The organism is Streptomyces sp. BR1 (assembly GCF_052373795.1).
Lineage (GTDB): Bacteria > Actinomycetota > Actinomycetes > Streptomycetales > Streptomycetaceae > Streptomyces.
The window spans coordinates 3,901,390-3,922,455 of the sequence record NZ_CM126252.1; the positions used below are offsets into that span (position 1 = coordinate 3,901,390).

Consider the following 21,066-nt stretch of genomic DNA (forward strand, 5'->3'; position numbering starts at 1 on the left):
CGCGCCGCCCCCTGTCTGAGCCCGCACCCCGTCTCGGCCCGCACCGCCTCAGTGCCGCCCCGAAACCCGATCAGCAACAACCGCCACCCGGTCCGTACGGGCCGACCGCGCCGACAACTCCCGCCGATCCGCCCCCCGATACGCCGCGTACATCCCCTGAACAGCCACCCACCGCAAAGGCTCCGGCTCCCACCGCCGGACCCGGTGGTTGACCCACGGCAGCGAGGTCAGCTCGGTGGGGCCGCCCTGACCGGAATCCTGGCGCACCAGATCCCGCAACGTACGCGCGGCGAGGTTGGCCGTGGCGACGCCGGACCCGACGTAACCGCCCGCCCATCCAAGGCCCGTCGACCGGTCCAGCGTGACCGTCGCGCACCAGTCGCGCGGCACCCCCAGCACCCCCGACCACGCATGCGTCACGGCGACCCCCGCCAACTGCGGGAAGAACCGGATCAGGATCTCCCGCAGTGCCTCGACCGTCGCGGGCTGCGTACGCCCGTCGTTGTCCGTACGGGACCCGAACCGGTACGGCACCCCGCGCCCCCCGATCGCGATCCGGTCGTCGGCGGTGCGCTGCGCGTACATGTACGCGTGCGCCATGTCGCCCAGCGTCTCGCGGCCCGCCCAGCCGATGGAGTCCCACAGTTCGGCCGGCAGCGGCTCGGTGGCGATCATCGACGAGTTCATCGGCAGCCAGGAGCGGCGCTGGCCCTTCAGGGACGCGGTGAACCCCTCGGTGCAGCGCAGGACGTACGGGGCGCGCACGGTGCCGTATGGGGTGACGGCGTGCTTGGGGCGTATCTCCGTCACCGGCGTCGACTCGTACACCGTGACGCCCAGCGCCTCGACGGCCGCAGCCAGTCCCTTGACCAGCTTCACGGGGTGGACGCGGGCGCCGTGCGGTGTCCAGCCGGAGCCGACGGCCCCGGCGACCCGTATGCGCTCGGCGGTCTCGCGCGCCCCCAGCAGCAGCCGGTCCTTCTCGCCGAACTCCAGCTCGGCGGCGTGGAACGCCTTGAGGCGGCTCAACTGGGCGGGCGTATAAGCGACTTCGAGCACCCCGCCCCGATGGACATCCGCGTCGATCGACTCCTCGGCGGCGACCCGGACGACCTCGTCGACGGTGTCGTTCATGGCCTGCTGGAGGCGTACGGCGGCGTCGTGCCCGTGCAGCTTGGCGTACCGGTCGCGGCCCGCGATGCCGTTGTACAGCCAGCCGCCGTTGCGCCCTGAGGCGCCGTAGCCGCAGAAACGGGCTTCGAGGACGGTGATGTTGAGGAACGGGACGGCTTTCTTGAGGTAGTACGCCGTCCACAGCCCCGTGTACCCGCCGCCCACGATCACGACGTCCGCCGTGGCGTCGCCGGTCAGGGGCTCGCGAGGGGCGGGGATGCCGTCCTGCGCGTACCAGAAGGAGATACCGCCGTTGATCGTGCGCGTGCTCATGGGGGTTGTTGGTACACCGCGTACGAACGCGTGTCCAGAGACGGAATCCGCAGGACTTTGGTCCCTGCGGGTCGGGACTTCCGGCGCGCCGGACGCGTTCGCGCGGCACATAGCTTCAGTATGAACGGGTTTGAGGTTTATGTTCGATGCTGGGAGAGATGGCTCGTATGACGACGGTACGCAAGGTTCGCCGGACGGCGCTGGCGCTGGCTGTGGCGGCGACGGTGGGTATCTCGGCGGCGGCGTGCGGCAGCGATTCGGGTTCTTCCAGCTCCTCCTCGGCCGCCGGGGAACTGGCCGTGAAGACCTCCCCGCACGCGGCGAAGCTCGCGAAGCTGCCCGCGAAGGCGGAGGGTGCGGAAATCGTCGTGGGCAGCCCGCAGGCCGCGCACACGATCACGGTGTACGAGGACCCGCGCTGCCCGTACTGCGCGAAGTTCGAGACCTCGGGCGCGGTGCCGCTCACCGACCTCGCCGCGGCCGGGAAGATCAAGATCCGCTACACGATCGCGTCCTTCCTCGACCGCAACCTCGGCGGCGGCGGATCGGAGCGGGCCGCGAACGCGCTGCGGGCGTCGGTGGACGCGGGCAGGTTCGCGGAGTACCACGCCGCCGTCTTCGCCAGCCAGCCCGAGGACGAGGCGACCGACGGCTACACCGCCGACAACCTGCTGCGTATCGCCGACAAGGTCCCCGGCCTGCGGGGCGCGGCCTTCGACAAGGCGGTCCGCGAGAGCACGTACAAGGAGTGGGTGGCCTCGGCCGAGAAGGCGTTCGAGAAGTCCGGCGTGAACTCCAGCCCGACGGTCCTCATCGACGGCAAGCGCCCGCCGGGCAACGGCGCGGCGATCCTGGACGCGGACGCGTTCGCGAAGGTGCTCAAGGACGCGGGGATCGCCTGATCTGCCGGAGTACGCGGGCCGGGTCCCACGTCTCCCGTCCTCGTACGAGGGGGTAGCAGGCCAGCCCGATGAGCACGGCGGTGAAGTGGCCGAGGTCGGTGAAGGTGCGGCCGGTGATGAGCGGGACGGCGTAGAAGGCGAGCAGGGCGACGAGGTAGAGATACCGCCAGGGTGCCGCGATCCGGTACACGAGCACGCCTTCCACTCCGGCCAGGGCGTAACTGACCCCGATATCAAGGGTGTTGACGGCGTGGTGCGGGGCGATGCCGTGCCGGATCGCCCACAGCAGGGCGCCCTCGCTGATGTAGGTGGCCAGGACGTGCGCGAGGACGACGACCACGAGCCAGCGGCGGGTGCCGAGCCAGCGTTCGGCCTGGGCGTGGAAGACGGAGTACAGGACGGCGTACGGGAGCCAGTGGCCGCCGTCGATCCACAGGGCGCTGGTGATCAGTACGCGTACGGGGTTGGTCGACAGCTCATGGATGTTGGTCGACCGCTGCCGCAGGAAGTCGCGCTCGAACTCCGGGGACATGTGATGCAGCGCGATGGTGGTCACGAACAGCACGGCCAGCCAGAGGTACGTGCCGGGGGCGCTGCGGACGTAACGCCGGGCGGCGCGCAGGGGTCGGCGCAGGGCTGTGCGCAGGGCAGCGCGCGGGGCCGTGCGCGGGGCGCCGCGGGGGAATCGGCTCATGGACCGATTCACGCACGCGGGTAGGGTCGGGCGGGTGATCGACATTCCGGAAGAACTGGTCGAGACCCTGACGGAGTTCAACGGCGAGGAGGGCGGCGCCTTCGCGGCCGCGCTGCCCGGCCGGGTGGAGGAGTTCGCGGCGCGCTGGGGGCTGCGCCCGGACGGGCGCCCGATGCACGGGATGTGCGCGCTGGTGCTGCCGGTGACGGCGGACGACGGCACCCCGGCGGTCCTCAAGCTCCAGCTGGTGGACGAGGAGACCGAGGGCGAGCCGGTGGCGCTGCGGGCGTGGGGCGGAGCGGGCGCGGCCCGTCTGCTGCGCCACGACGAGGCCACCGGCACGATGCTGCTCGAACGCCTCGACCACGAGCGGCAGTTGACGACGGTGGCCTCCCGGGATGCGGTCGTGGTGATCGCGGACCTGCTGTCCCGGCTCACGTCCGCACCGGCCCCGCCCGGGATGCGCCGCCTCGGGGACATCGCCGCCGGGATGCTGGAGGAGACGCCCCGGGCGGTACGCGAGCTCAGCGACCCCGCCGAGCGGCGCCTTCTGGAGGACTGCGCGGCGGCCGTACGGGAGGTGGCCGGTGAACCGGGCGACCGGCTGCTGCACTGGGACCTCCACTACGAGAACGTGCTCGCCGCCGAACGTGAGCCGTGGCTCGCCATCGACCCCAAACCGCTGGCGGGCGACCCGGGCTTCGAGCTGCTGCCCGCGCTGGTCAACCGCTTCGACCCGGCCGAGATGCGCTGGCGCTTCGACGCGATGACGGAGGTACTGGACCTGGACCGCGCCCGGGCCCGCGCGTGGACGCTGGGCCGGGTGCTGCAGAACTGCCTCTGGGAGATCGAGGACGAGTGCGGGCTGGAGGCCGAGCAGGTGGAGCTGGGGCGGATGGTGCGGGGGTGGTGACGGGCGGCAGGGCACCGGGGGCGGGGCCGTCTCCGGTGCCGTGTCCAGCGCCCTCTCCGGCGCCGTGTCCGGCTCCTCCCGGGTGCCCTCCGACTGCCCTCCGGCTGCCTGTCCGGAAACCGGAATGCCCGCGACCGCCCCGCGACCCCCGGATTACGCTACGCCCATGATTCGCACCGCGACGCCCGCAGACATCCCCGTGATCCACGCCATGGTCCGCGAACTGGCCGAGTACGAGAAGTGCCTGGACGACGCGAAGGCGACGGAGGAGCAACTGCACGAGGCCCTGTTCGGCGAGCACCCCGCGGCCTTCGCCCACATCGCCGAGACCGACGACGGCGAGCCCGCGGGCTTCGCGCTCTGGTTCCTCAACTTCTCGACGTGGCGCGGGGTGCACGGCATCTACCTGGAGGACCTGTACGTACGCCCCGACCGGCGCGGCGGCGGCCACGGCAAGGCCCTCCTGACCGAACTGGCCCGCATCTGCGTCGAGCGCGGCTACGGCCGCCTGGAGTGGTCGGTCCTGAACTGGAACACCCCGTCGATCGCGTTCTATGAGTCGTTGGGGGCGCGGCCGCAGGACGAGTGGACGGTTTATCGGTTGGCGGACGAGGCGCTGGGGAAGCTGGGTGCGGCGACCAGCTGATCGAGGAGCCTGTGCGCGTCCGCGATGCCCAGGGCGCCCAGCTCCACGTAACCCCGCCCGCTGCTGGTGACCAGCGGGCGCACCCGGGCGGCCTGGGAGTCGGTGACGCCCGCGCGGGTGAGGGCGGTGCGCAGCAGGGCGGCGATGTGCTCCGCTTCGGCGAGGGCGTTCTTGTACTGGGCCATGGGGATCATGAGCGCCGTCCTTTGCTGTGAGGGTGCCGCCGGATCTCCACGTTGCAGTCGGAGACCGTGGAGCCGTCGCCCGCGCGTCGCGCGGTGGCCCGCTCCTTTGGGTGAGGACCACGCTAGGGAGGAGGCTGCGTCGGGCCCAAGGAAGTTCTACGGGGTTCTATGCAGACTGCGGATCGCCGTGGATCACCCCAGCGAGTCCACGGCGGACGTGATCAGCGCTCGGGCTTCGGCCCCGTAGACGGCCAGTCGCGAGTACTCGCCGAATGCCTTGAGGTACTGGCGGATCTCGGCAGGGGTGGTGACGTTCACGCGGGCCGTCAGCAGTTCCGCTTCCGCTTGCTCCTCGTCGTAGACCGTGAACGTCTCGATCATCCACATGCGGCGTTCGGCGGAGAACGGGATCACGCCGAGGGAGACGGATGGGAAGGCCATCGCGGCCAGCAGGTAGCCCAGTTGACCGGCCATCGTCTCGGCGTTGCCGACACGGTGGCGCAGGACCGATTCCTCCAGCACGAGGGCAAAGCGGTGGTCGCCCTCACGGACCACGCGCGCCGACCGGTCCAGGCGGGCCTGGACGGCCTCGGCGACATCGTCGGGCGTCTCGTGGAACTGACTGATGGAACGCATCAACGCCGTCGCGTAGGCGTGTGTCTGGAGAACGCCGGGGACGACGTTGCAGCAGTACGTACGGAACACTCGCGTCCGTTCGTACAGTGGGATGTACGACTCCTGGAGCCGGCGCAGACCCGAGCGCTGGACCCGCCGCCACTCCACGTACATGTTGTCCGCGGAGCGGGCGGCGGCGATCAGGTCTACGGCCTGGTCCTCGGCGGCGCAGGCGAGGCACCAGGCGCGGATGTCGTCGTCGGAGGGCGGGGTGACCGCGTTCTCCAGGCGGGACACCTTTGAGGGGTACCAGCCCGTACTGGCCGCCACCTGGCGGGCCTTGAGCCCCGCGTCCCGGCGGATCTCCCGCAGCCGGTCGGCGACGAGCTTGCGGGCGTCCTCGACGCTGGATGATGCGGGCGCGGGCATGGTGTGGGTGAGTCCGTCAGGTGGGGTCGGTCGGAGTGGTCGATCAGATCCGGTAGTCCGCGTGTGGTGTGGCCCGCTCCCAGACGGCCTCGAAGGCGGTCGCACAGAGCTTCGCCACCTCGGGGCGTTCGTCCAGCTCCGGGCCTGCCGAACTGCCCGTTCCGGTGAAGTGGTTCCACATGACGACGCGTTCGTCGAACAGCCAGAAGTCGTTCCCGGGAAGAGCGATGTCCGATGCCTGGCGGCGTGGAAGCCAGCGGACCGACTCCCCTGCCGCCAGGTTCTGGTACGTACAGCCGTGCTCGTACGCGATGTACTCGCTCACCGGTTCCGAGACGATGCGCGCGCGGCGGAAGACCACGCCGCGTGCGGTCGCGTCACGTACCCAGGTGTGGAAGTCGTTCCACCAGGTGGCGGGGTCGGGGTCCGGGCGCCAGCCAGCCCGCCAGGCCTCGAACTCCGCCGCCTCCTCGCCGATCCCGTATCCGTCCCGCATCTCCAGATGGACGGCCGAACGCCGGGTGTTCGCGAGAAGGTCAACGAACTCCGAGTCGGTCTGCGACATCACATGCCTCCCTCAGAGCGTCCACCATGCGGATCGGTAACCGCAGCACCGCTTCCGTTTCGGGGATCGAACCCGTCTCACGGCACCGCTCAAGGAGCGCTTCCCCGGCCTTCCAGCCCTGAATCACGATCTCCTTTGCTTCGTCGTCCACCCACGCTGTCGGGCACTGGGTTCCGTTGGTGTTCGGGTCCTTGGCGATGAACAGTAGCGCCATGACTGCCCTCCACATGTGTGCCTGTTCCACGGTGTTCTACGAACGTGGCGGGTCGGGTGGCGAGCGTCAAGGGCGCACGGGCGTACGGAAGTTGAGCTCGTGGGGTCGTCAGGGAATCAGCACCACCTTGCCCGTAGTCCCCCGAGTCTCCAGCGCCCGATGCGCCTCCGCCGCCTCCGCCAGGGCGTAGCGCTGGACCGCCGGGCGGAGGCGGCCCGTTGCTGCCTCCGTCAGCGCCCGGGTTTCCAGGGTGCGGAGCGGGTCGTCGCCGCCTGCTCGGGACAGCATCGCGGGGCCCAGGACGCTCTCGGACGTGATCGCGCGCTCCGTCAGGTACTCCTCCGTGAACGTCAGGGGGCCGCCGTCGCGGATTCCCTCGCTCGACCAGCCGTAGATCAGGTGGCGGCCGCCGGGGCCCAGCAGGTCCACCGCCGCTCGGGCCGTGGGGCCGCCCACCGAGTCGAAGACCGTTGTGGCGTCGGACGTGAGGAACTCGCGGATCAATTCCGGCCAGTTGGGGAGCAGGTAGTCGATCGCCAGGTCCGCGCCGTTCTCCCGTACGCGTGTCACCTTCTCCGGACCGCCCGCCAGGCCCACCACCGTCGCGCCCGCGTTCTTCGCGTACTGGACCAGCAGCGTGCCGATGCCGCCCGCCGCCGCCAGGACGATGGCCACCGAGCCCGGGCCCAGGTCCGCGAACTGGACGATTCCCATCGTCGTACGGCCCGTGCCGATCATCGCGACGGCCTCGGCGGGGTCGAGGTTCGGGGGGATCTCGTGGAGCCGCGCGGCGTCGACGACGGCCAGTTCGGCGTAGCCGCCGGGTGCCATGCCGAGGTGGGCGACGACCGGCTTGCCGAGCCAGGTGGGGTCGGTGCCCTCGCCGAGCGCGTCGACCGTGCCCGCGACCTCGCGGCCGGGGATGGTAGGCAGGGTGGCGGGCGCGGGGTACGGGCCGGTCAGGCCCTCGCGCAGGGCCGTGTCGAGCAGATGCACCCCGGCCGCGGCTACGGCGATCCGCACCTGGCCGGGGCCGGGGACGGGGTCCGCCGTCTTCTCGTACATGAGGTTCGAGGCCGGGCCGAAGGCGTGGAGGCGGATCGCGTGCATGGGGCTGCTCCTTGCTCCTGTTACGGGGTGTGGCAGCCCTACCCTCCGACCTCAAGTGCGCTTGACGTCAAGCGGAGTCAAGCCGACCTGAGTGTCGTCAGGCGCAGACTTCGCACCGCCAGTGCCGCCGCCTCGATTCCGCTCGTGAACGCCACCTCCGAGAGCACCCCGGGCGCCGCGACCATGTCGCCCGCGACGTACACGCCGTGGCCCCGGTCGATCGCCGGGCGGTCGCGCCAGGTCGTACCGGGGAGGTCGACCGCGCCCGTACGACCGGCCGCGAGCGCGTCGCGGCGCCAGGTGACCCGCTGGCGCCAGCCCGCGAACGCGGAGTCGAGCAGCCGCTCCCCGCGCGCGACGCCGTCGGCCTTCGACTCGTGCGGGGCGATCGGGAACTGGGCCTGGATCAGCTGGTGTCCGGCGGGGGCGAGGGTGCGGCCGTGGGCGGTGAAACGTTCGATCCAGCCGGGCGCCTCCAGGTCGGAGACGATGAACGGGTCGCCCCGGCGCGTGGTGAGCCCCAGGTCGAGCAGGGCGGTACGGCCGCTCGTCCAGCGCAGCGAGTCGTCCCCGAGCAGCCGCCGGGCGGCCTCAAGGGAGGTGGCGATGACGACGGGGCCGTGGTCGTCGGGAAGCGCGTCCACGCGCGCGGTGGTCTCCACCTGCACACCCAGCTCCCACGCGCGCGTGGCCATCCTCTCCACGAGCGCCCCCCAGCCGCCCACCGGATACCGCGCCTCCGGCGGCAGCGCGGCGGCCCGGTGCAGCCGTTCCTGGACGAACGCGGCGGAGAGCGAACCCGGATCGTGGTGGAAGACCGCGACGGCGGCGTAGTGGGCGGCCGCGCGGGCCGCCTTGGCGCCGACGATCTGAGCCGCCCAGGAGGCGAAGTCCTGGTCCACCGGGGCGAGTTCCGGACTCTGCCGGGCCAGCTTGAGCAGGGCCAGCGGCGGAGTGTGGCGCAGGGTGCCGTCCCAGTGGAAGCGGAATCGCGCGGCTTCCAGCGGCGGTACGGAGGCGACGGGCCCGAGCAGGCCGCGCCGCTTGAGCCAGGCCCAGTGCGGACCGCCGTTGTAGAGGGCGTGCGGACCGTCGTTGGTGAGGTAGGGACCCTCGGCCGTACGCGCGCGTCCGCCCAGCGTGTGGTGCGACTCGTACAGGTTCACGCGCGCACCGGACTCGGCGGCGGTGATGGCCGCGGTGAGCCCGGCGAGGCCGCCGCCGATGACGGTGATCCGGTCCATGCTGCTCTCCTGTCGCTGTACGGGCACTCACCGTTAGAGACGGAGAACGGTAGGTGGAATGTGACAGGCGGCTGAATGTGGCAGGTAAGGGGCGGGGCGGTTGTCAGTGGTGTGGTCCAGCATGGAGCCATGGCGAAAAGGGCGAGGGAAGTGACGGCGGTGCGGCGACCGGAGGTGCGGCTGCCGCCGCTGGCGCCGCACGGTCCGGCGGAGCTGGAGACGGAAGGGGACTACGACGGCCTGGAGTTCCGCAACCTGGACCTCTCGGGTCAGGGGGGCAACGGTTCGCGGTTCATGGACTGCGGCTTCTACGGCTGCGTCCTGGACGAGACCCGGCTCGCCGGCGCGCGCCTCATCGACTCGGTGCTCTCGGGCGTACGGGGTGTGGGCACCGACCTGTCCCGCGCGTCCCTGCGGGACGTGGAGCTCCACGACGTCCGCATGGGCGGGGTCCAGCTGCACGGCGCGGTCCTGGAGCGGGTCCTGATCCGCGGCGGCAAGATCGACTACCTCAACCTGCGGGACGCGGAGCTGCGGGACGTGGTCTTCGAGAACTGCGTGCTCTCGGAGCCGGATTTCGCCATGGCGCGCCTGGACCGGGTGGCGTTCGCGGGCTGCGAGCTGCGGCGGGCGGACTTCACGGGGACGCGGATGAAGGACGTGGACCTGCGGGGGGCCGCGGTCCTGGACATCGCCCGGGGCGTGGACCGCCTGGCGGGCGCGGTGATCACGCCTGCGCAGCTGGTGGACCTGGCACCGGCGTTCGCGGCGGAGGTGGGGGTGCGGGTGGTGGGGTGACGTGGCCTTTGGGCGCGGTGTGCGGGCTGGGGCCGGGCGGTGGTGCTGGGCGCGGTGTGCGGGCTGGGGCCGCGCGCCCGGTTCTGGGTGCGGTGTGCCCGTCGGCCCGGGCCCGCGCTCGGTTCTGGCTGAGGTGCCGCGCCCGTACGGCTAGTCCGTCAGGCGGGGGAAGCGGGACTGGATGGTCCAGATCGCGGGGTTGTCGGCCAGGTCCTCGTGCATGTCCGTGAGGTCGGCGATCACGTCGTGGAGGAAGTCGCGGGCCTCGCGGCGCAGGAGGCGGTGGCTGAAGGTGAGCGGGGGCTCGTCGCCGGGCATCCAGTCCGCCTCGACGTCCACCCAGCCGAACCGTCGCTCGAACAGCATCCGGTCCGTGGACTCGGTGAAGTCGATCTCGGCGTACTGGGGCCGTGACGAACGGCTGCCCCGGGGGTCGGTGTCCAGTGCCTCTACGGTGTCGCACAGGGCCCAGGCGAAGTCGAGTACCGGGACCCATCCCCAGGCTGTGGATACCTCGCGGTCCGCGTTGGTGTCCGCGAGGTAGACGTCGCCGCAGAAGAGGTCGTGGCGGAGGGCGTGTACGTCCGCGCGGCGGTAGTCGGTCTGTGGGGGGTCGGGGAAGCGGTTGGAGAGGGAGTAGCCGATGTCGAGCACGGTCGATGGTCCCACGGATGGGGGGTGGCCCCCTTCCGGAGCCCCCGGGGGTTGCCGCCTGCGGCGGGCGGATTCCCCACCCCGCCCCTTCCCGAAACTCTCCGAGGGATCTTGTCGGCAGCCGAAACACCCGCCCGCCCGGGGCGTTACGGCAGCAGGCGTTGCTCCTTCGCCACCGACACCGCCCCCGCCCGCGTGTCCACCCCCAACTTCTCGTAGATCCGGCCCAGATGCGTCTTCACCGTCGCCTCGCTGATGAACAGCGCACGCGCGATGTCGCGGTTGGCGAGGCCCTGGGACAGCTGGGCCAGGATGTCGCGCTCGCGGGAGGTGAGCGAGGGGCGGCCCGCGCCCCGCATGCGTTCCATGACGCGGCTCGCCACCGGGGGCGACAACGTCGTACGTCCCTGCGCCGCCGCCCGGATCGCCGCGAACAGCTCCTCCGGGCGTTCGGCCTTCAGCAGATACCCCGTCGCCCCGGCCGCGATCGCCCGCGTGATGTCCGCGTCCGTGTCGTAGGTGGTCAGTACCAGCACCCGCACCCCCGTCGCCGAGATCCGCCGCGTCGCCTCGACCCCGTCGATGCCCGGGCCGAGTTGGAGGTCCATCAGGACCACGTCCGGCCGCTCCTTGGCCGCCGCCGCCACTGCCTCCTCGCCGCTCCCCGCCTCCCCGACCACCTCGATGTCGGGCTCGCTGCCGAGCAGGGCGAGCAGTCCGGCCCGTACGACGGCGTGGTCGTCGCACAGCAGGATCCGAATCCGTACGGGGTTCACAACCGTTCCTCCGACTCAGAAACAGAATCCGGTGACAACGGGATCGACGCCGACAGCACCGCCCCTTCCCCCGGCGCCGACTCCACCGTCAGGCTGCCCCCGAGCTGCCGCACCCGCGCCCGCATCGCGGGCAGCCCGTGGCCGCGCCCGTCCCGGCCGCCCCCGGCCTCCGGCACCACGAAGCCGCGGCCGTCGTCGGCGACGTCCAGCACGATCTGGTCACCCAGATAGGTCAACGTGAGCGCGGCCGTCTGCGCGCCGGCGTGCTCGCGTACGTTCGCCAGCGCCCCCTGCGCGATCCGCAGCAGCGCGGACTCGACGCGGTCGGGGAGGGCGGTGGGTGTTCCGTCGACGTGCAGTCGTACGACAAGACCGGCCGCGGAACCGGCCGACTCCGACTCCCGCGTCGCCAGTGCCCGCAGCGCCTCCGGCAGGCTTCCGCCCGCCGCGAGCTCCGCGGGCGCGAGGTCGTGGACGAAGCGGCGGGCCTCGGCGAGGCTGCGTTCGGCGATCGACTCGGCCGTACGGACGTGGCGGCGGGCCGCCGCCGGATCGGACTCCCAGACGCGGTCCGACGCCTGGAGCAGCATCTGCTGGCTGGACAGGCCCTGGGCGAGCGTGTCGTGGATCTCCATCGAGAGGCGCTGGCGCTCGGCGAGGGTGCCCTCGCGGCGCTCGGTGGCGGCCAGTTCGCGCCGGGTGCGCAGCAGGTCGTCGATGAGCAGGCGCTGGCGGTCCGCCTGGCGCTGCATATGGACGAACACGGCGGTGGCGACGGCCGCGACGGCGGGCGGCGCGAACACGAGGTTCGGGTCGAAGCCGTCGGCCAGCATCAGCTGCGCGGCCACGACGAACGCGGTCAGGAGGGTTACGAGGACCAGCGCGGCCCGGGTCGGCAGGGTCCGCAGGCCCGTGTAGAACAGCGGCACCGCGCACCACGCGAAGCTCGGCGCGAGCACGACCAGGATCATCCAGACCGCCACGACGACGCCGAGCCACACCGACCGCCCGGGCGTCGGCCGCGACCCCGGAGCCGAGGCCAGTACGTACGCCGGGCCCAGTACGTACAACACCGCCAGCACGACCGAGAGCGCGACGATCCACGGGGTGCGGGGGTCGCCGGGGTGGCGGATCAGGAAGCGCGCGAGCGAGGCGGCGAGGAGCAGGAAGAAGGCGGCGTGCATGACGGCGGGCAGCCACCGCTCGTCGGCGGCGGTCGTCCCCGCGTCCTTGGTCCCCACACCCGCCTCCCGCTTCTGACCTGCGCGTACGTACGTATCCATGCCCATCCTGACCCGGCCGGGCCACCCTCGCATCAACCGATCGGATGACGGGTGGGTCCACCGGTACGGGAGCGGGGACGAGCCGGTACGCCGACGGGGTGAGGCGGGGTCCGGGCCCAGGATCGAAGCATGGACACGAACCGCATCACCAGCCGTAACAAGAAGATCCTCGTCGGCGCGCTCGCCGCAGCCGCCCTCGGCGCCGGAACCTTCGGCGCGGTCAGCGCCAACGCCGCTCCTGCCGCTCCGGCCGCACCCGCGAAGGCCGCCGACCCCGCGCCCCGCGACCTCACCACCTCCACCCACCTCACCGTCGACGCCGCCATGAAGGCCGCCGACGCCGCCCTCGACGCGGCCCGGCAGGACAACCAGCGCGTCTCCGTCGCGGTCGTCGACCGGAACGGCAACACCGTCGTCACCCTGCGCGGGGACGGGGCGGGCCCGCAGTCGTACGAGTCGGCCGGGCGCAAGGCGTACACGGCGGTCTCCTGGAACGCGCCCACCTCGGTCCTGGCGGGCCGCCTCGCCCAGGCCCCGAACCTCAAGGACATCCCCGGCACCCTCTTCCTCGCGGGCGGCGCACCCGTCCAGGCGAAGGGCGCCCCGATCGCGGGCATCGGCGTGGCCGGGGCCCCGAGCGGCGACCTCGACGAGAAGTACGCCAAGGCGGGCGTGGCGGCCCTCACCAAGTAGCCCGCCCGGGCCGGGGCCACCCCGACCCCGGCCCCCACACCCCGACCACAGCCACCCCGTGGCGCGCTCACCCCGCACCCCGGCCACCACAGGGCTCGGGCTCCCCGCGCCCGGACCCCCACAGCCGCGCACCCGGGCCCCGCACCCCGCACCCCGGATCCCCAGCGCCCCCACCACGGGGCTCGGGCCCCCTGCGCACCCCGGATCCAACCGCCCCCCCCACTCCGGGGCGAGCGCACCCGCCCCTCGCCCCCCAACCCCCAACCGCCCCGGCACCGGGGCCAGGGCACCCCGCCCCCCACCCCCGTAGGATCAACCGTGTGGATCACCCCAGCGCGATACGTCGGCTAGCCATCCCCAGCACGGCCATCGCCCTCGTCCTCGCCCTCACCGGCTGCACCGGCGGCGTCGAGGGCAAGCCGGGTGCGGCCGGGGTGGGGGACAAACTCTTTCCCAAGCTGGGCAACGGCGGCTACGACGTCGAGCACTACAGCCTCGCCCTCGACTACGACCCGGCCCGCAACCACCTCACCGGCACCGTCACCCTCACCGCCCGCGCCACCCAGAACCTCAGCGCCTTCAACCTCGACTTCGCGGGGATGGACGTCGGCTCGGCGACCGTCGGCGGCAAGCGGGCGGACGCCAACCGCGCGGGCGACGAACTGACCCTGCGTCCGGCCGACGAGCTCAAGAAGGGCGCCGAGTTCAACGCGAGCGTCAGCTACTCCGGCACCCCCAAGACCCTCACCGACCAGGACGACTCGCACGAGGGCTGGCTGCGCAACGCCGACGGCGCCCTCGCGCTGGGCGAGCCGTCCGGCTCGATGGCGTGGTTCCCGTCCAACAACCACCCGAGCGACAAGGCCACGTACGACATCAAGGTCACCGTGCCGCAGGGGCTGCGGGCGATCTCCAACGGCGAGCTGAAGTCGATGTCGACGGCCAACGGGCGGACGACCTTCGCGTGGCACACCGGCGAGCCGATGGCGACGTATCTGGCGACGGTCGTCATCGGAAAGTACGACATCAAGGAATCCAAGACACCGTCAGGAATCCCCGTCTACACGGCAGTTGACCCGGCGACCGAGAAGGATTCCGCCGCGGTCGTCGCCGAACTGCCCGAGATCCTCGAATGGGAGAAGCTGAACTTCGGGCCGTACCCCTTCTCCTCCACCGGCGTCGTCGTCGCCCCCAAGGGTTCCGCCGAGTACGCCCTGGAGACCCAGAACCGCCCGGTGATACCGGTCGACCAGCTCGACGTCCCGACGCTGGCCCACGAGCTCGCCCACCAGTGGTTCGGCGACTCGGTCACGCCGAAGAAGTGGGGGGACATGTGGCTGAACGAGAGCTTCGCGACGTACGCGGAGTGGCTGTGGAGCGAGGACCACGGCGGTGAGTCGGCGCAGGCGCACTTCGACGAGCAGTACAAGAAGGGCGCCGACGACAACATCTGGGCCTTCCCGCCCGCCGCGCCGCCGTCGGCCGCGCACATCTCGGACGAACCGGTGTACCAGCGCGGCGCGATGGTGATCCACCAGATCCGCAAGGCCGTCGGCGACGATGCGTTCTACGACATCGTGCAGGGCTGGGCGAAGGACCATCGCCACGCGAACGCCTCCACCGACGACTTCACCCGTTACGTCGAGGAGAAGTCCGGCCACGACCTGACGGACCTGTGGGACACCTGGCTCTACGGGGACGGCAAGCCCAAGTCCCCGTAGAGCAAGGCGAGTTGATCCCTCGGGGCTACTTCACATTGACGGCGGTCCAGGTGGCCGCGACCGTCTTGTACTCGGTGCTGGTGGCCCCGTACAGATCGGAGGCGGCCTTCAGCGTGGCGGTGCGGGCCTTCGCGTAGTTGGTCGTCGACGTCATGTACGTCGACAGGGCCTTGTACCAGATCTTGTACGCCTTGGTCCGGCCGATCCCGGTGACCTTGGAGCCGTCGTACGTCGGGGAGTTGTAGCTGACGCCGTTGATGACCTTCGCGCCGCTGCCCTCGGACAGCAGGTAGAAGAAGTGGTTGGCGACGCCGGAGGAGTAGTGGACGTCCTTGTTGCCGACGGTCGACGACCAGTAGTCGGCCGACTGGCCGTCCTTGCTGGGCTTGTCCATGTAGCGCAGCGGCGTGCCGTTGCCGTTGATGTCGATCTTCTCGCCGATGAGGTAGTCACCGGGGTCGGACGGGTTGTTGGCGAAGAACTCCACCGAGGTGCCGAAGATGTCGCTGGTGCCCTCGTTCAGACCGCCGGACTCGCGGCTGTAGTTGAGCTTGGCGGTGGCGGCGGTGAGGCCGTGGCTCATCTCGTGCCCGGCGACGTCGAGCGCGGTGAGCGGCTTGCGGTTGCCCGCGCCGTCGCCGTACGTCATGCAGAAGCAGCTGTCGTCCCAGAACGCGTTGACGTACGCGTTGCCGTAGTGGACCCGGGAGTACGCGGCCTTGCCGTTGCCCGCGATGCCGTTGCGGTTGAGCTCGGTCTTGTAGAAGTCCCAGGTCACGGCGGCGCCGTAGTGCGCGTCGACACCGGCGGTCTCGCGGTTGCCGGGCGTGCCGTCGCCCCAGGTGTCGACGGACTTGGTGAACAGCGTGCCGGTCCCGGAAGAGCCGCCCTTGAGGTCGTACGTCTTGTGCCCGCCGCGCCCCGCGTCGGTCAGGCTGTACGTGGACCCGCTCTTGGTCGTCCCGAGCGTGACCTTGCCCGAGTACTCGCTGGTCCCGGTGCCGGTGTCGATGGCCTCGTACGCGTAGAGCTGCGCGCCGGTGGCGGCGTCGGTGATGACATGGCGCTCGCTGGGGGTGCCGTCGGGCTGGGTGCCCCTGATGATCGCCTCGTACGCGAGGACGGGCTTGCTGTCGGCGGCCCAGACGACCTTACGGGCGTTCTTGGGGGCGGCCTTGAGGGAGACGCCGGAGGTGGCGACGGCTATCCGCGCGTCGGAGGCCTTGCTGACCCCCTTCACGCTCCCGTCCTTCTTGGCGTGCACGACGAGGTCGCCGCCGAGGACGGGCAGGCCGTCGTAGGTGCGCTCGTAGCGGGTGTGGACGGTGCCGTCGGCGTCCTTGATGACATCGCGGACGACGAGCGCTTCCTTGGTGCCGAGCCCGATCTGGCGGGCGGTGGCGGTGGCGGCGTTCTGCGCGTCCTGCAACGCGGCGGCCCGCGCCGACACGCTCAGCGGCAGCGCGGTCGCCCCCGCCTCACGGTTGGCGGCGCCGGCGGTGGCGCCGGACTGGACACCGACGACGACCATGGCGGCGGTGGCGGCAAGTGCGGCGGCACGCAAAGTAGTTCTCACCTGGGGGTCTCCTTCACTCGATCCGTGGTGCGTGGGGGGTGGTGCGAGTGGTGGCGCCCGTTCAGTTGTTTTTGCGGTGGGTACGGCAGCGATGGGTACGGCAGCGGTGGCTGCTGCGTGTGGTGCGTGGGTGGAGCGTGCCAGCCGATGACTACTTTTTGACAGTGTGCCGACAAATATTTGACCGGAATCTGTCCGTCAGGAAGTGAGCCGTGTCCGGTTAGCGACGTGATCGGGGTCTACTTCACGACCTACCACGGCTCGACGAAGAAGATCATCGGGATCCTCGACTCCGACGGCAACCTGTACATCGCCGGCCGCGTGATCACAGAGCAGAAGGACCTGTCGTACTAGGAAGCGTCCCGCGTCTTTGAAACTGAGAAAGCCCCCGGCAACTGCCGGGGGCTTTCGTCCGTCACGCCGCTCAGACGTTGACGCCGAAGTCCTTGGCGATGCCGACCAGGCCCGAGGCGTAGCCCTGGCCGACCGCGCGGAACTTCCACTCCGTGCCGTTGCGGTACAGCTCGCCGAAGACCATCGCGGTCTCGGTGGCGGCGTCCTCGCTCAGGTCGTAGCGGGCGATCTCGGCGCCGCCGGCCTGGTTGACGATGCGGATGTACGCGTTGCGGACCTGGCCGAAGTTCTGCGAGCGGTTCTCCGCGTCGTAGATGGAGACCGGGAAGACGATCTTGTCGACGTCGGCGGGGAGGCCCGCGAGGTTGACGTTGATCGACTCGTCGTCGCCCTCGCCCTGGCCGGTGGTGTTGTCACCGGTGTGGACGATGGTCTGGTCCGGCGTCGACTTGTTGTTGAAGAAGACGAAGTGCGCGTCGGAGTAGACCTTGCCCGTGGCGTTCACCGCGATCGCCGAGGCGTCGAGGTCGAAGTCGGTGCCGGTGGTCGTGCGGACGTCCCAGCCGAGGCCCACCGAGACGGCGGTCAGGCCCGGGGCCTCCTTGGTGAGCGAGACGTTGCCGCCCTTGGACAGGCTTACAGCCATGGGATGTCCCCTTCATCGTGATGCGGGCTACGGCCGTTCCCGAAGCTACCGTCACCCCTCTTAACGTCAGCGGGGGAGGGGGAGGTTCCAACTCGCTTTACTTTCTTTACGTTCTTTTCGCGGCGCGGATCCCGTCCGCAAAAGCGGATGACGTGTCCCCGTCCACGAGAGACCATGGACGGCATGTCCGGGCCCTACTTCATCCGCGGCTCCGTCTCCCTCCCGGAGGCCGAGCTCATGTGGCGTTTCTCGCGGTCCTCCGGGCCCGGCGGGCAGCACGTCAACACCAGTGACTCGCAGGTCGAGCTGCGGTTCGACCTGGCGCGTACGGAGGCGTTCCCGGAGGTCTGGAAGGCGCGGGCGCTGGAACGGCTCGCCTCTCGGCTGGTGGGGGGCGTCGTCACCGTACGGGCCTCCGAGCACCGGTCGCAGTGGCGCAACCGGGAGACGGCGGCCGTCCGGCTGGCCGCGCTGCTCGCCGAGGCGACCGCGCCGCCGCCGAAGCCGCGCCGCGCGACGAAGATCCCTCGCGGGATCAACGAGCGGCGGCTGCGCGAGAAGAAGGCCCGAGCGGACACGAAGCGCGGCCGCAGCGGGCGGGACTGGTAGGTGCCCCTCCCCGCCCCTTCCCTAAACCCTCCGGGGGTGGGTGGGGGGTTGAGGTAGTAGGGGGTTTCCCGGGGCTTCGCCCCGGACCCCTTGCGGGGCCTGCGGCCCCTGCACCCCGCCTCGGGGGCTCCGCCCCCTGAACCCCCTTGGGACCTACCCCAACTGCCGGTACCTGCCCCGGAAATACGACAGCGGCCCCCCCTCCGCGCTCGGCAGGTCCACCCCCAGCACGCGTGCGATGACCAGCGTGTGGTCGCCCGCCTCCACGCGTTGTTCCGTGCGGCACTCCAGGGTCGACAGGGCGCCGCCCACCAGGGGCGCGCCGCTGATCGGGCCGCGCTTGTACGGGATGTCGTCGAAGAGCAGGCGGTCGCTGATGCGGCCCTTCATCGCGAAGCGGCCCGCGACGTGGCGCTGGCTCTCCGCCAGGACCGAGACCGCCCACAGCGGCTGCTCCGCGAGCAGGTCGTCCATGCGGGAGCCGTTGCGTACGCTCACCAGGACCAGGGGCGGGTCGATGGACACGGACAGGAACGCCGTCGCCGTCATGCCGACGTCCTCGCCGCGCGGGCCGGCGTCGGCGTCGTGGGCGGTCACCAGGACCACTCCGGAGGCCAGCCGGGACATCGCGGCCCGGAACTCGTCGTTGCTCACCCCCTCAGCATGCGGGTTCTGCGCCGGGAGGGACGGAAGAGCTCGGAGAAGGTCTGTCTGCAACACGTACGGAACGCTAGTCTCCGGGGTCCACCCCGCACATCGGCCCCTGGGACCAGAAGAGGCGCGGATCGAGACCTAGGGCTGCGTCGGAAGTCCTAGGACCTGGGAGCATTTCCCATCGAATCCGACCTTTCCGGCTTCCCTCGTGCGCGCCGTCGACCCGGCCCCGCCCTGGACCCGTTCCCCCCACTCCCGCACCCTCCTGCAAAGTCGACCGTCCGTTCGAGCGCCCACCGGCCCCAAAAACCGGCATTAATGCCCGTTTGCTGGAGCGAACACAAACAGCCTTCGCGGGCGGTGATTCCACCCCTCTCATCACCCCATGTGACTTGAGTCACAGAGTGCAGTAATTGTTGACCCTGTGTACCGAGTGGGCAGCTCGCTGTGATTCAGTGACGGGGACACTGCACGAAAAGCGCCCACAGACGCCTACAGAGAAGTCGCGCCGATCAAGAATCCTGGAGTTGCTGTCGAGGTCTCGGGGAGAGCGAGCAATGGAGACCGAGTCGGAGCCGTACGTCCGTCTTGCGACTCTGCGGCAGCTGCATCAGGTGGTCACCGACCTGAACACGGCCCGCAGTCTGGCGGACACGCTGCAGACCGTCGCCGACGGCGTCATCGCCGGGCTCGGATACGAGCTGGCCTGCGTCAATCTCGTACGCCCTGACGGGGATCTGGTCGTTGCGGCCTTTGCCGGCAACGCCGCTGCCGAGGCTCTGATCACGGGCCGCGTCGGCTCGCGTGCGTCCTGGGAACGCCGGCTCACCATGGGCGAGGGCTGGGGCGATCTGCGGTTCATCCCGCACACCGAGGGCTGGGTGCTCCTCGAAGACGACGTGCCGCAGTGGTACACCGAAGGGCCCGAGCCGCGCTTCGAGGACGAGTGGCACCCCCAGGACCGGCTCTACGCGCCGATGTACGCGTCGGGCGGCGGGCGGGAGCTCCTCGGCGTCATCTCGGTCGACAAGCCGCGCAACGGGCGGCGCCCCGGCGCGTGGGGGCGCGAAGCGCTCCAGATGTACGCCTCCCAGTCCGCCATTGCGATCAGCAACGCCCGGCTTCGCGCAAATATGCAGCGCGCTCTGGTCCGCCTGGAGCGCGAGCAGCAGGCGCTGCGGGCCAGCGAGGAGAGCTTCCGGCAGGCCTTCGAGTACGCGCCGTCCGGCATGGCCATCGCCGAGATGGGCGGTGACCAGCACGGACGTCTGCTGCGCACCAACGACGCGCTCTGCCGGCTGCTCGGCCGGCCCGCCTCCGTGATGCGCCGCTACTCGTTCGCCGACCTCGTCCACCCCGAGGACATCGGTCTGCTGCTGCGCACCTCGGCCGAGGGAGGACGCGCTGAGCTGCGGCTCGGCCGCCGCGACGGCACCTACGTCTGGGTCTCGCTGCGCAACTCCGTCGTCGCCGATACCGCCGACGGTCCCCGTTTTCTGCTCACCCATGTAGAGGACATCGAGGAGCGCAAGCGGCACGAGCTCCAGCTCGCCCACCGCGCCTCGCACGACTCGCTCACCGGCCTCCCCAACAGCGCCGAGCTGCGCGCCCGCCTCTCCGCTCGCCTGTGCCAGCGGCCGTACGCGGTGGGCGCGAGCGCCGTGGAGGCGCTGGACGCGGCGTACGGGGCGCACGACGGGCGGGGCGAGACGCCCGGGCACGCCGTGTGCGCGCCGGGCGGCTTCGATTTCGAGGCGGTGCCGGGCGGCGGCCCCTTCGACCACCACGTCCACACCGTGGCGCCGCCCGAGGGCGGCGTCGACGACGGCAGCAAGGGCCTCGCCGTCCTCTTCTGCGACCTCGACGGCTTCAAGTCGATCAACGACCGGTTCGGCCACAACACCGGCGACGCCGTCCTCATCGAGGTCGCGCGCCGGCTCACCACCGGCGTACGCGACGGGGACACGGTCGCCCGGCTCGGCGGCGACGAGTTCGTCGTCCTCGCCGACGGCCTGGGCGCGGCCGACGCCGCCGACCTCGCCGTGCGGCTGCGCAACGCGATCATCCCGCCGATAAGGGTGGACGGCCGCGCGGTCCGGGTCGGGGCGAGTTTCGGCATCGGCTGGGCCAGCTGCGGGATGTCCGTGGAAGAGGTCCTGCGCTCCGCCGACCAGCGGATGTACATCGAGAAGCGCTCGCGCTCCAAGGTGCACCGCCGCGCCGGGTAGCCGCCGGTCAGCTGTACGCCCTTTGGCCGTACGGTCGAGGGGCCAGCCATGATGTCGGCCGTTCGGGGTAGGCTCGGCCGGTCGGCGACGGCTGGCGAACAGTGAGGAGTG

General features: G+C 71.0%; 23 protein-coding genes. 9 read left to right on the forward strand and 14 right to left on the reverse strand.

Going from position 1 to position 21,066, the window contains the following annotated elements; all coding sequences use genetic code 11:
* Window positions 1-48: 48 nt before the first annotated feature.
* Window positions 49-1,446, reverse strand: coding sequence for an NAD(P)/FAD-dependent oxidoreductase (locus ACT1U9_RS17085; RefSeq protein ID WP_444533599.1), 1,398 nt, complete (start codon window positions 1,444-1,446; stop codon window positions 49-51).
* A 158-nt stretch (window positions 1,447-1,604) separates the two neighbouring features.
* On the opposite strand from ACT1U9_RS17085, the gene ACT1U9_RS17090 reads away from it, so the two are divergent.
* Window positions 1,605-2,348, forward strand: a complete 744-nt coding sequence (locus tag ACT1U9_RS17090) for a DsbA family protein (protein WP_444533600.1) — start codon at window positions 1,605-1,607, stop codon at window positions 2,346-2,348.
* Here ACT1U9_RS17090 and ACT1U9_RS17095 read toward each other — a convergent pair.
* Window positions 2,326-3,042: a rhomboid-like protein gene (locus tag ACT1U9_RS17095; RefSeq protein ID WP_444533601.1), complete on the reverse strand. Its 717-nt coding sequence runs from the start codon at window positions 3,040-3,042 to the stop codon at window positions 2,326-2,328. The genes ACT1U9_RS17090 and ACT1U9_RS17095 overlap by 23 nt on opposite strands.
* On the opposite strand from ACT1U9_RS17095, the gene ACT1U9_RS17100 reads away from it, so the two are divergent.
* A complete protein-coding gene (locus tag ACT1U9_RS17100) occupies window positions 3,041-3,955 on the forward strand; it encodes an aminoglycoside phosphotransferase family protein (RefSeq protein ID WP_444533602.1) in 915 nt (304 codons plus the stop codon). The two genes, ACT1U9_RS17095 and ACT1U9_RS17100, sit on opposite strands and share 2 nt — an antisense overlap.
* A gap of 166 nt (window positions 3,956-4,121) precedes the next feature.
* Window positions 4,122-4,601: a GNAT family N-acetyltransferase gene (locus ACT1U9_RS17105; RefSeq protein WP_444533603.1), complete on the forward strand. Its 480-nt coding sequence runs from the start codon at window positions 4,122-4,124 to the stop codon at window positions 4,599-4,601.
* On the opposite strand, the gene ACT1U9_RS17110 is transcribed toward ACT1U9_RS17105, so the two are convergent.
* The 6 genes from ACT1U9_RS17110 to ACT1U9_RS17135 all read right to left on the reverse strand — a co-directional run bounded on the left by ACT1U9_RS17110 (window position 4,550) and on the right by ACT1U9_RS17135 (window position 8,963).
* Entirely contained in the window at window positions 4,550-4,795 is a 246-nt protein-coding gene (locus ACT1U9_RS17110) for a hypothetical protein (RefSeq protein WP_444533604.1), read from the reverse strand. The genes ACT1U9_RS17105 and ACT1U9_RS17110 overlap by 52 nt on opposite strands.
* Before the next feature lie 183 nt (window positions 4,796-4,978).
* Window positions 4,979-5,830: a helix-turn-helix domain-containing protein gene (locus ACT1U9_RS17115; RefSeq protein WP_444533605.1), complete on the reverse strand. Its 852-nt coding sequence runs from the start codon at window positions 5,828-5,830 to the stop codon at window positions 4,979-4,981.
* A 43-nt stretch (window positions 5,831-5,873) separates the two neighbouring features.
* Window positions 5,874-6,395, reverse strand: a complete 522-nt coding sequence (locus tag ACT1U9_RS17120; protein WP_444533606.1) for a DUF6879 family protein — start codon at window positions 6,393-6,395, stop codon at window positions 5,874-5,876.
* Window positions 6,367-6,609 (reverse strand): hypothetical protein, encoded by a 243-nt coding sequence (locus ACT1U9_RS17125; RefSeq protein WP_444533607.1) that lies wholly within the window; start codon window positions 6,607-6,609, stop codon window positions 6,367-6,369. Before ACT1U9_RS17125 ends, ACT1U9_RS17120 begins: the two co-directional genes overlap by 29 nt.
* 108 nt (window positions 6,610-6,717) lie before the next feature.
* Complete coding sequence (locus ACT1U9_RS17130; protein WP_444533608.1) at window positions 6,718-7,719, reverse strand: zinc-binding dehydrogenase; 1,002 nt, start codon at window positions 7,717-7,719, stop codon at window positions 6,718-6,720.
* Between the two features lie 77 nt (window positions 7,720-7,796).
* On the reverse strand, window positions 7,797-8,963 hold the full coding sequence (locus tag ACT1U9_RS17135; protein ID WP_444533609.1) for an NAD(P)-binding protein: 1,167 nt from the start codon (window positions 8,961-8,963) through the stop codon (window positions 7,797-7,799).
* 129 nt (window positions 8,964-9,092) lie between these two features.
* Here ACT1U9_RS17135 and ACT1U9_RS17140 point away from each other — a divergent pair, with 129 nt between their 5' ends.
* Complete coding sequence (locus tag ACT1U9_RS17140; protein WP_444533610.1) at window positions 9,093-9,761, forward strand: pentapeptide repeat-containing protein; 669 nt, start codon at window positions 9,093-9,095, stop codon at window positions 9,759-9,761.
* Between the two features lie 150 nt (window positions 9,762-9,911).
* On the opposite strand, the gene ACT1U9_RS17145 is transcribed toward ACT1U9_RS17140, so the two are convergent.
* The 3 genes from ACT1U9_RS17145 to ACT1U9_RS17155 all read right to left on the reverse strand — a co-directional run bounded on the left by ACT1U9_RS17145 (window position 9,912) and on the right by ACT1U9_RS17155 (window position 12,375).
* On the reverse strand, window positions 9,912-10,415 hold the full coding sequence (locus ACT1U9_RS17145) for a hypothetical protein (protein WP_444539137.1): 504 nt from the start codon (window positions 10,413-10,415) through the stop codon (window positions 9,912-9,914).
* A 146-nt stretch (window positions 10,416-10,561) separates the two neighbouring features.
* Window positions 10,562-11,191, reverse strand: coding sequence for a response regulator (locus ACT1U9_RS17150; protein ID WP_444533611.1), 630 nt, complete (start codon window positions 11,189-11,191; stop codon window positions 10,562-10,564).
* The gene (locus ACT1U9_RS17155) at window positions 11,188-12,375 is read right to left on the reverse strand and encodes a sensor histidine kinase (protein ID WP_444539138.1); all 1,188 of its coding nucleotides are present in this window, start codon (window positions 12,373-12,375) and stop codon (window positions 11,188-11,190) included. Before ACT1U9_RS17155 ends, ACT1U9_RS17150 begins: the two co-directional genes overlap by 4 nt.
* A 228-nt stretch (window positions 12,376-12,603) precedes the next feature.
* On the opposite strand from ACT1U9_RS17155, the gene ACT1U9_RS17160 reads away from it, so the two are divergent.
* Window positions 12,604-13,167 carry a GlcG/HbpS family heme-binding protein gene (locus ACT1U9_RS17160; protein ID WP_444533612.1) on the forward strand — a complete coding sequence of 188 codons (564 nt, stop codon included), beginning with the start codon at window positions 12,604-12,606 and terminating at the stop codon, window positions 13,165-13,167.
* 320 nt (window positions 13,168-13,487) lie between these two features.
* Complete coding sequence (locus ACT1U9_RS17165; protein ID WP_444533613.1) at window positions 13,488-14,888, forward strand: M1 family metallopeptidase; 1,401 nt, start codon at window positions 13,488-13,490, stop codon at window positions 14,886-14,888.
* A 25-nt stretch (window positions 14,889-14,913) separates the two neighbouring features.
* On the opposite strand, the gene ACT1U9_RS17170 is transcribed toward ACT1U9_RS17165, so the two are convergent.
* Window positions 14,914-16,419: a M4 family metallopeptidase gene (locus ACT1U9_RS17170; RefSeq protein ID WP_444539139.1), complete on the reverse strand. Its 1,506-nt coding sequence runs from the start codon at window positions 16,417-16,419 to the stop codon at window positions 14,914-14,916.
* 273 nt (window positions 16,420-16,692) lie between these two features.
* Between ACT1U9_RS17170 and ACT1U9_RS17175 the strand changes: the two genes are divergently transcribed.
* The gene (locus ACT1U9_RS17175; protein ID WP_444533614.1) at window positions 16,693-16,818 is read left to right on the forward strand and encodes a DUF6342 family protein; all 126 of its coding nucleotides are present in this window, start codon (window positions 16,693-16,695) and stop codon (window positions 16,816-16,818) included.
* A 70-nt stretch (window positions 16,819-16,888) separates the two neighbouring features.
* On the opposite strand, the gene ACT1U9_RS17180 is transcribed toward ACT1U9_RS17175, so the two are convergent.
* The gene (locus ACT1U9_RS17180; RefSeq protein ID WP_361431023.1) at window positions 16,889-17,464 is read right to left on the reverse strand and encodes a TerD family protein; all 576 of its coding nucleotides are present in this window, start codon (window positions 17,462-17,464) and stop codon (window positions 16,889-16,891) included.
* A gap of 174 nt (window positions 17,465-17,638) precedes the next feature.
* Between ACT1U9_RS17180 and arfB the strand changes: the two genes are divergently transcribed.
* Entirely contained in the window at window positions 17,639-18,073 is a 435-nt protein-coding gene (gene arfB, locus ACT1U9_RS17185; protein WP_188277025.1) for an alternative ribosome rescue aminoacyl-tRNA hydrolase ArfB, read from the forward strand.
* 153 nt (window positions 18,074-18,226) lie between these two features.
* Here arfB and ACT1U9_RS17190 read toward each other — a convergent pair whose 3' ends face one another.
* Window positions 18,227-18,793 (reverse strand): flavin reductase family protein, encoded by a 567-nt coding sequence (locus ACT1U9_RS17190; RefSeq protein ID WP_444533615.1) that lies wholly within the window; start codon window positions 18,791-18,793, stop codon window positions 18,227-18,229.
* Between the two features lie 491 nt (window positions 18,794-19,284).
* On the opposite strand from ACT1U9_RS17190, the gene cdgB reads away from it, so the two are divergent.
* Window positions 19,285-20,955: a diguanylate cyclase CdgB gene (gene cdgB, locus ACT1U9_RS17195; protein ID WP_444533616.1), complete on the forward strand. Its 1,671-nt coding sequence runs from the start codon at window positions 19,285-19,287 to the stop codon at window positions 20,953-20,955.
* The last annotated feature ends 111 nt before the right edge of the window (window positions 20,956-21,066 follow it).

Excerpts from the sequence above, each read along its gene's own strand:
- ACT1U9_RS17130 (WP_444533608.1), bottom strand. The coding sequence starts at position 7,719 with ATGCACGCGATCCGCCTCCACGCCTTCGGCCCGGCCTCGAACCTCATG.
- ACT1U9_RS17085 (WP_444533599.1), bottom strand. The coding sequence starts at position 1,446 with ATGAGCACGCGCACGATCAACGGCGGTATCTCCTTCTGGTACGCGCAG.
- ACT1U9_RS17155 (WP_444539138.1), bottom strand. The coding sequence starts at position 12,375 with ATGCACGCCGCCTTCTTCCTGCTCCTCGCCGCCTCGCTCGCGCGCTTC.
- cdgB (WP_444533616.1), top strand. The coding sequence starts at position 19,285 with ATGGAGACCGAGTCGGAGCCGTACGTCCGTCTTGCGACTCTGCGGCAG.
- ACT1U9_RS17100 (WP_444533602.1), top strand. The coding sequence starts at position 3,041 with ATGGACCGATTCACGCACGCGGGTAGGGTCGGGCGGGTGATCGACATT.
- ACT1U9_RS17110 (WP_444533604.1), bottom strand. The coding sequence starts at position 4,795 with ATGATCCCCATGGCCCAGTACAAGAACGCCCTCGCCGAAGCGGAGCAC.
- ACT1U9_RS17140 (WP_444533610.1), top strand. The coding sequence starts at position 9,093 with ATGGCGAAAAGGGCGAGGGAAGTGACGGCGGTGCGGCGACCGGAGGTG.
- ACT1U9_RS17090 (WP_444533600.1), top strand. The coding sequence starts at position 1,605 with ATGGCTCGTATGACGACGGTACGCAAGGTTCGCCGGACGGCGCTGGCG.
- ACT1U9_RS17135 (WP_444533609.1), bottom strand. The coding sequence starts at position 8,963 with ATGGACCGGATCACCGTCATCGGCGGCGGCCTCGCCGGGCTCACCGCG.
- ACT1U9_RS17170 (WP_444539139.1), bottom strand. The coding sequence starts at position 16,419 with ATGGTCGTCGTCGGTGTCCAGTCCGGCGCCACCGCCGGCGCCGCCAAC.
- ACT1U9_RS17160 (WP_444533612.1), top strand. The coding sequence starts at position 12,604 with ATGGACACGAACCGCATCACCAGCCGTAACAAGAAGATCCTCGTCGGC.
- ACT1U9_RS17180 (WP_361431023.1), bottom strand. The coding sequence starts at position 17,464 with ATGGCTGTAAGCCTGTCCAAGGGCGGCAACGTCTCGCTCACCAAGGAG.
- ACT1U9_RS17095 (WP_444533601.1), bottom strand. The coding sequence starts at position 3,042 with ATGAGCCGATTCCCCCGCGGCGCCCCGCGCACGGCCCCGCGCGCTGCC.
- arfB (WP_188277025.1), top strand. The coding sequence starts at position 17,639 with ATGGACGGCATGTCCGGGCCCTACTTCATCCGCGGCTCCGTCTCCCTC.
- ACT1U9_RS17115 (WP_444533605.1), bottom strand. The coding sequence starts at position 5,830 with ATGCCCGCGCCCGCATCATCCAGCGTCGAGGACGCCCGCAAGCTCGTC.
- ACT1U9_RS17125 (WP_444533607.1), bottom strand. The coding sequence starts at position 6,609 with ATGGCGCTACTGTTCATCGCCAAGGACCCGAACACCAACGGAACCCAG.
- ACT1U9_RS17105 (WP_444533603.1), top strand. The coding sequence starts at position 4,122 with ATGATTCGCACCGCGACGCCCGCAGACATCCCCGTGATCCACGCCATG.
- ACT1U9_RS17120 (WP_444533606.1), bottom strand. The coding sequence starts at position 6,395 with ATGTCGCAGACCGACTCGGAGTTCGTTGACCTTCTCGCGAACACCCGG.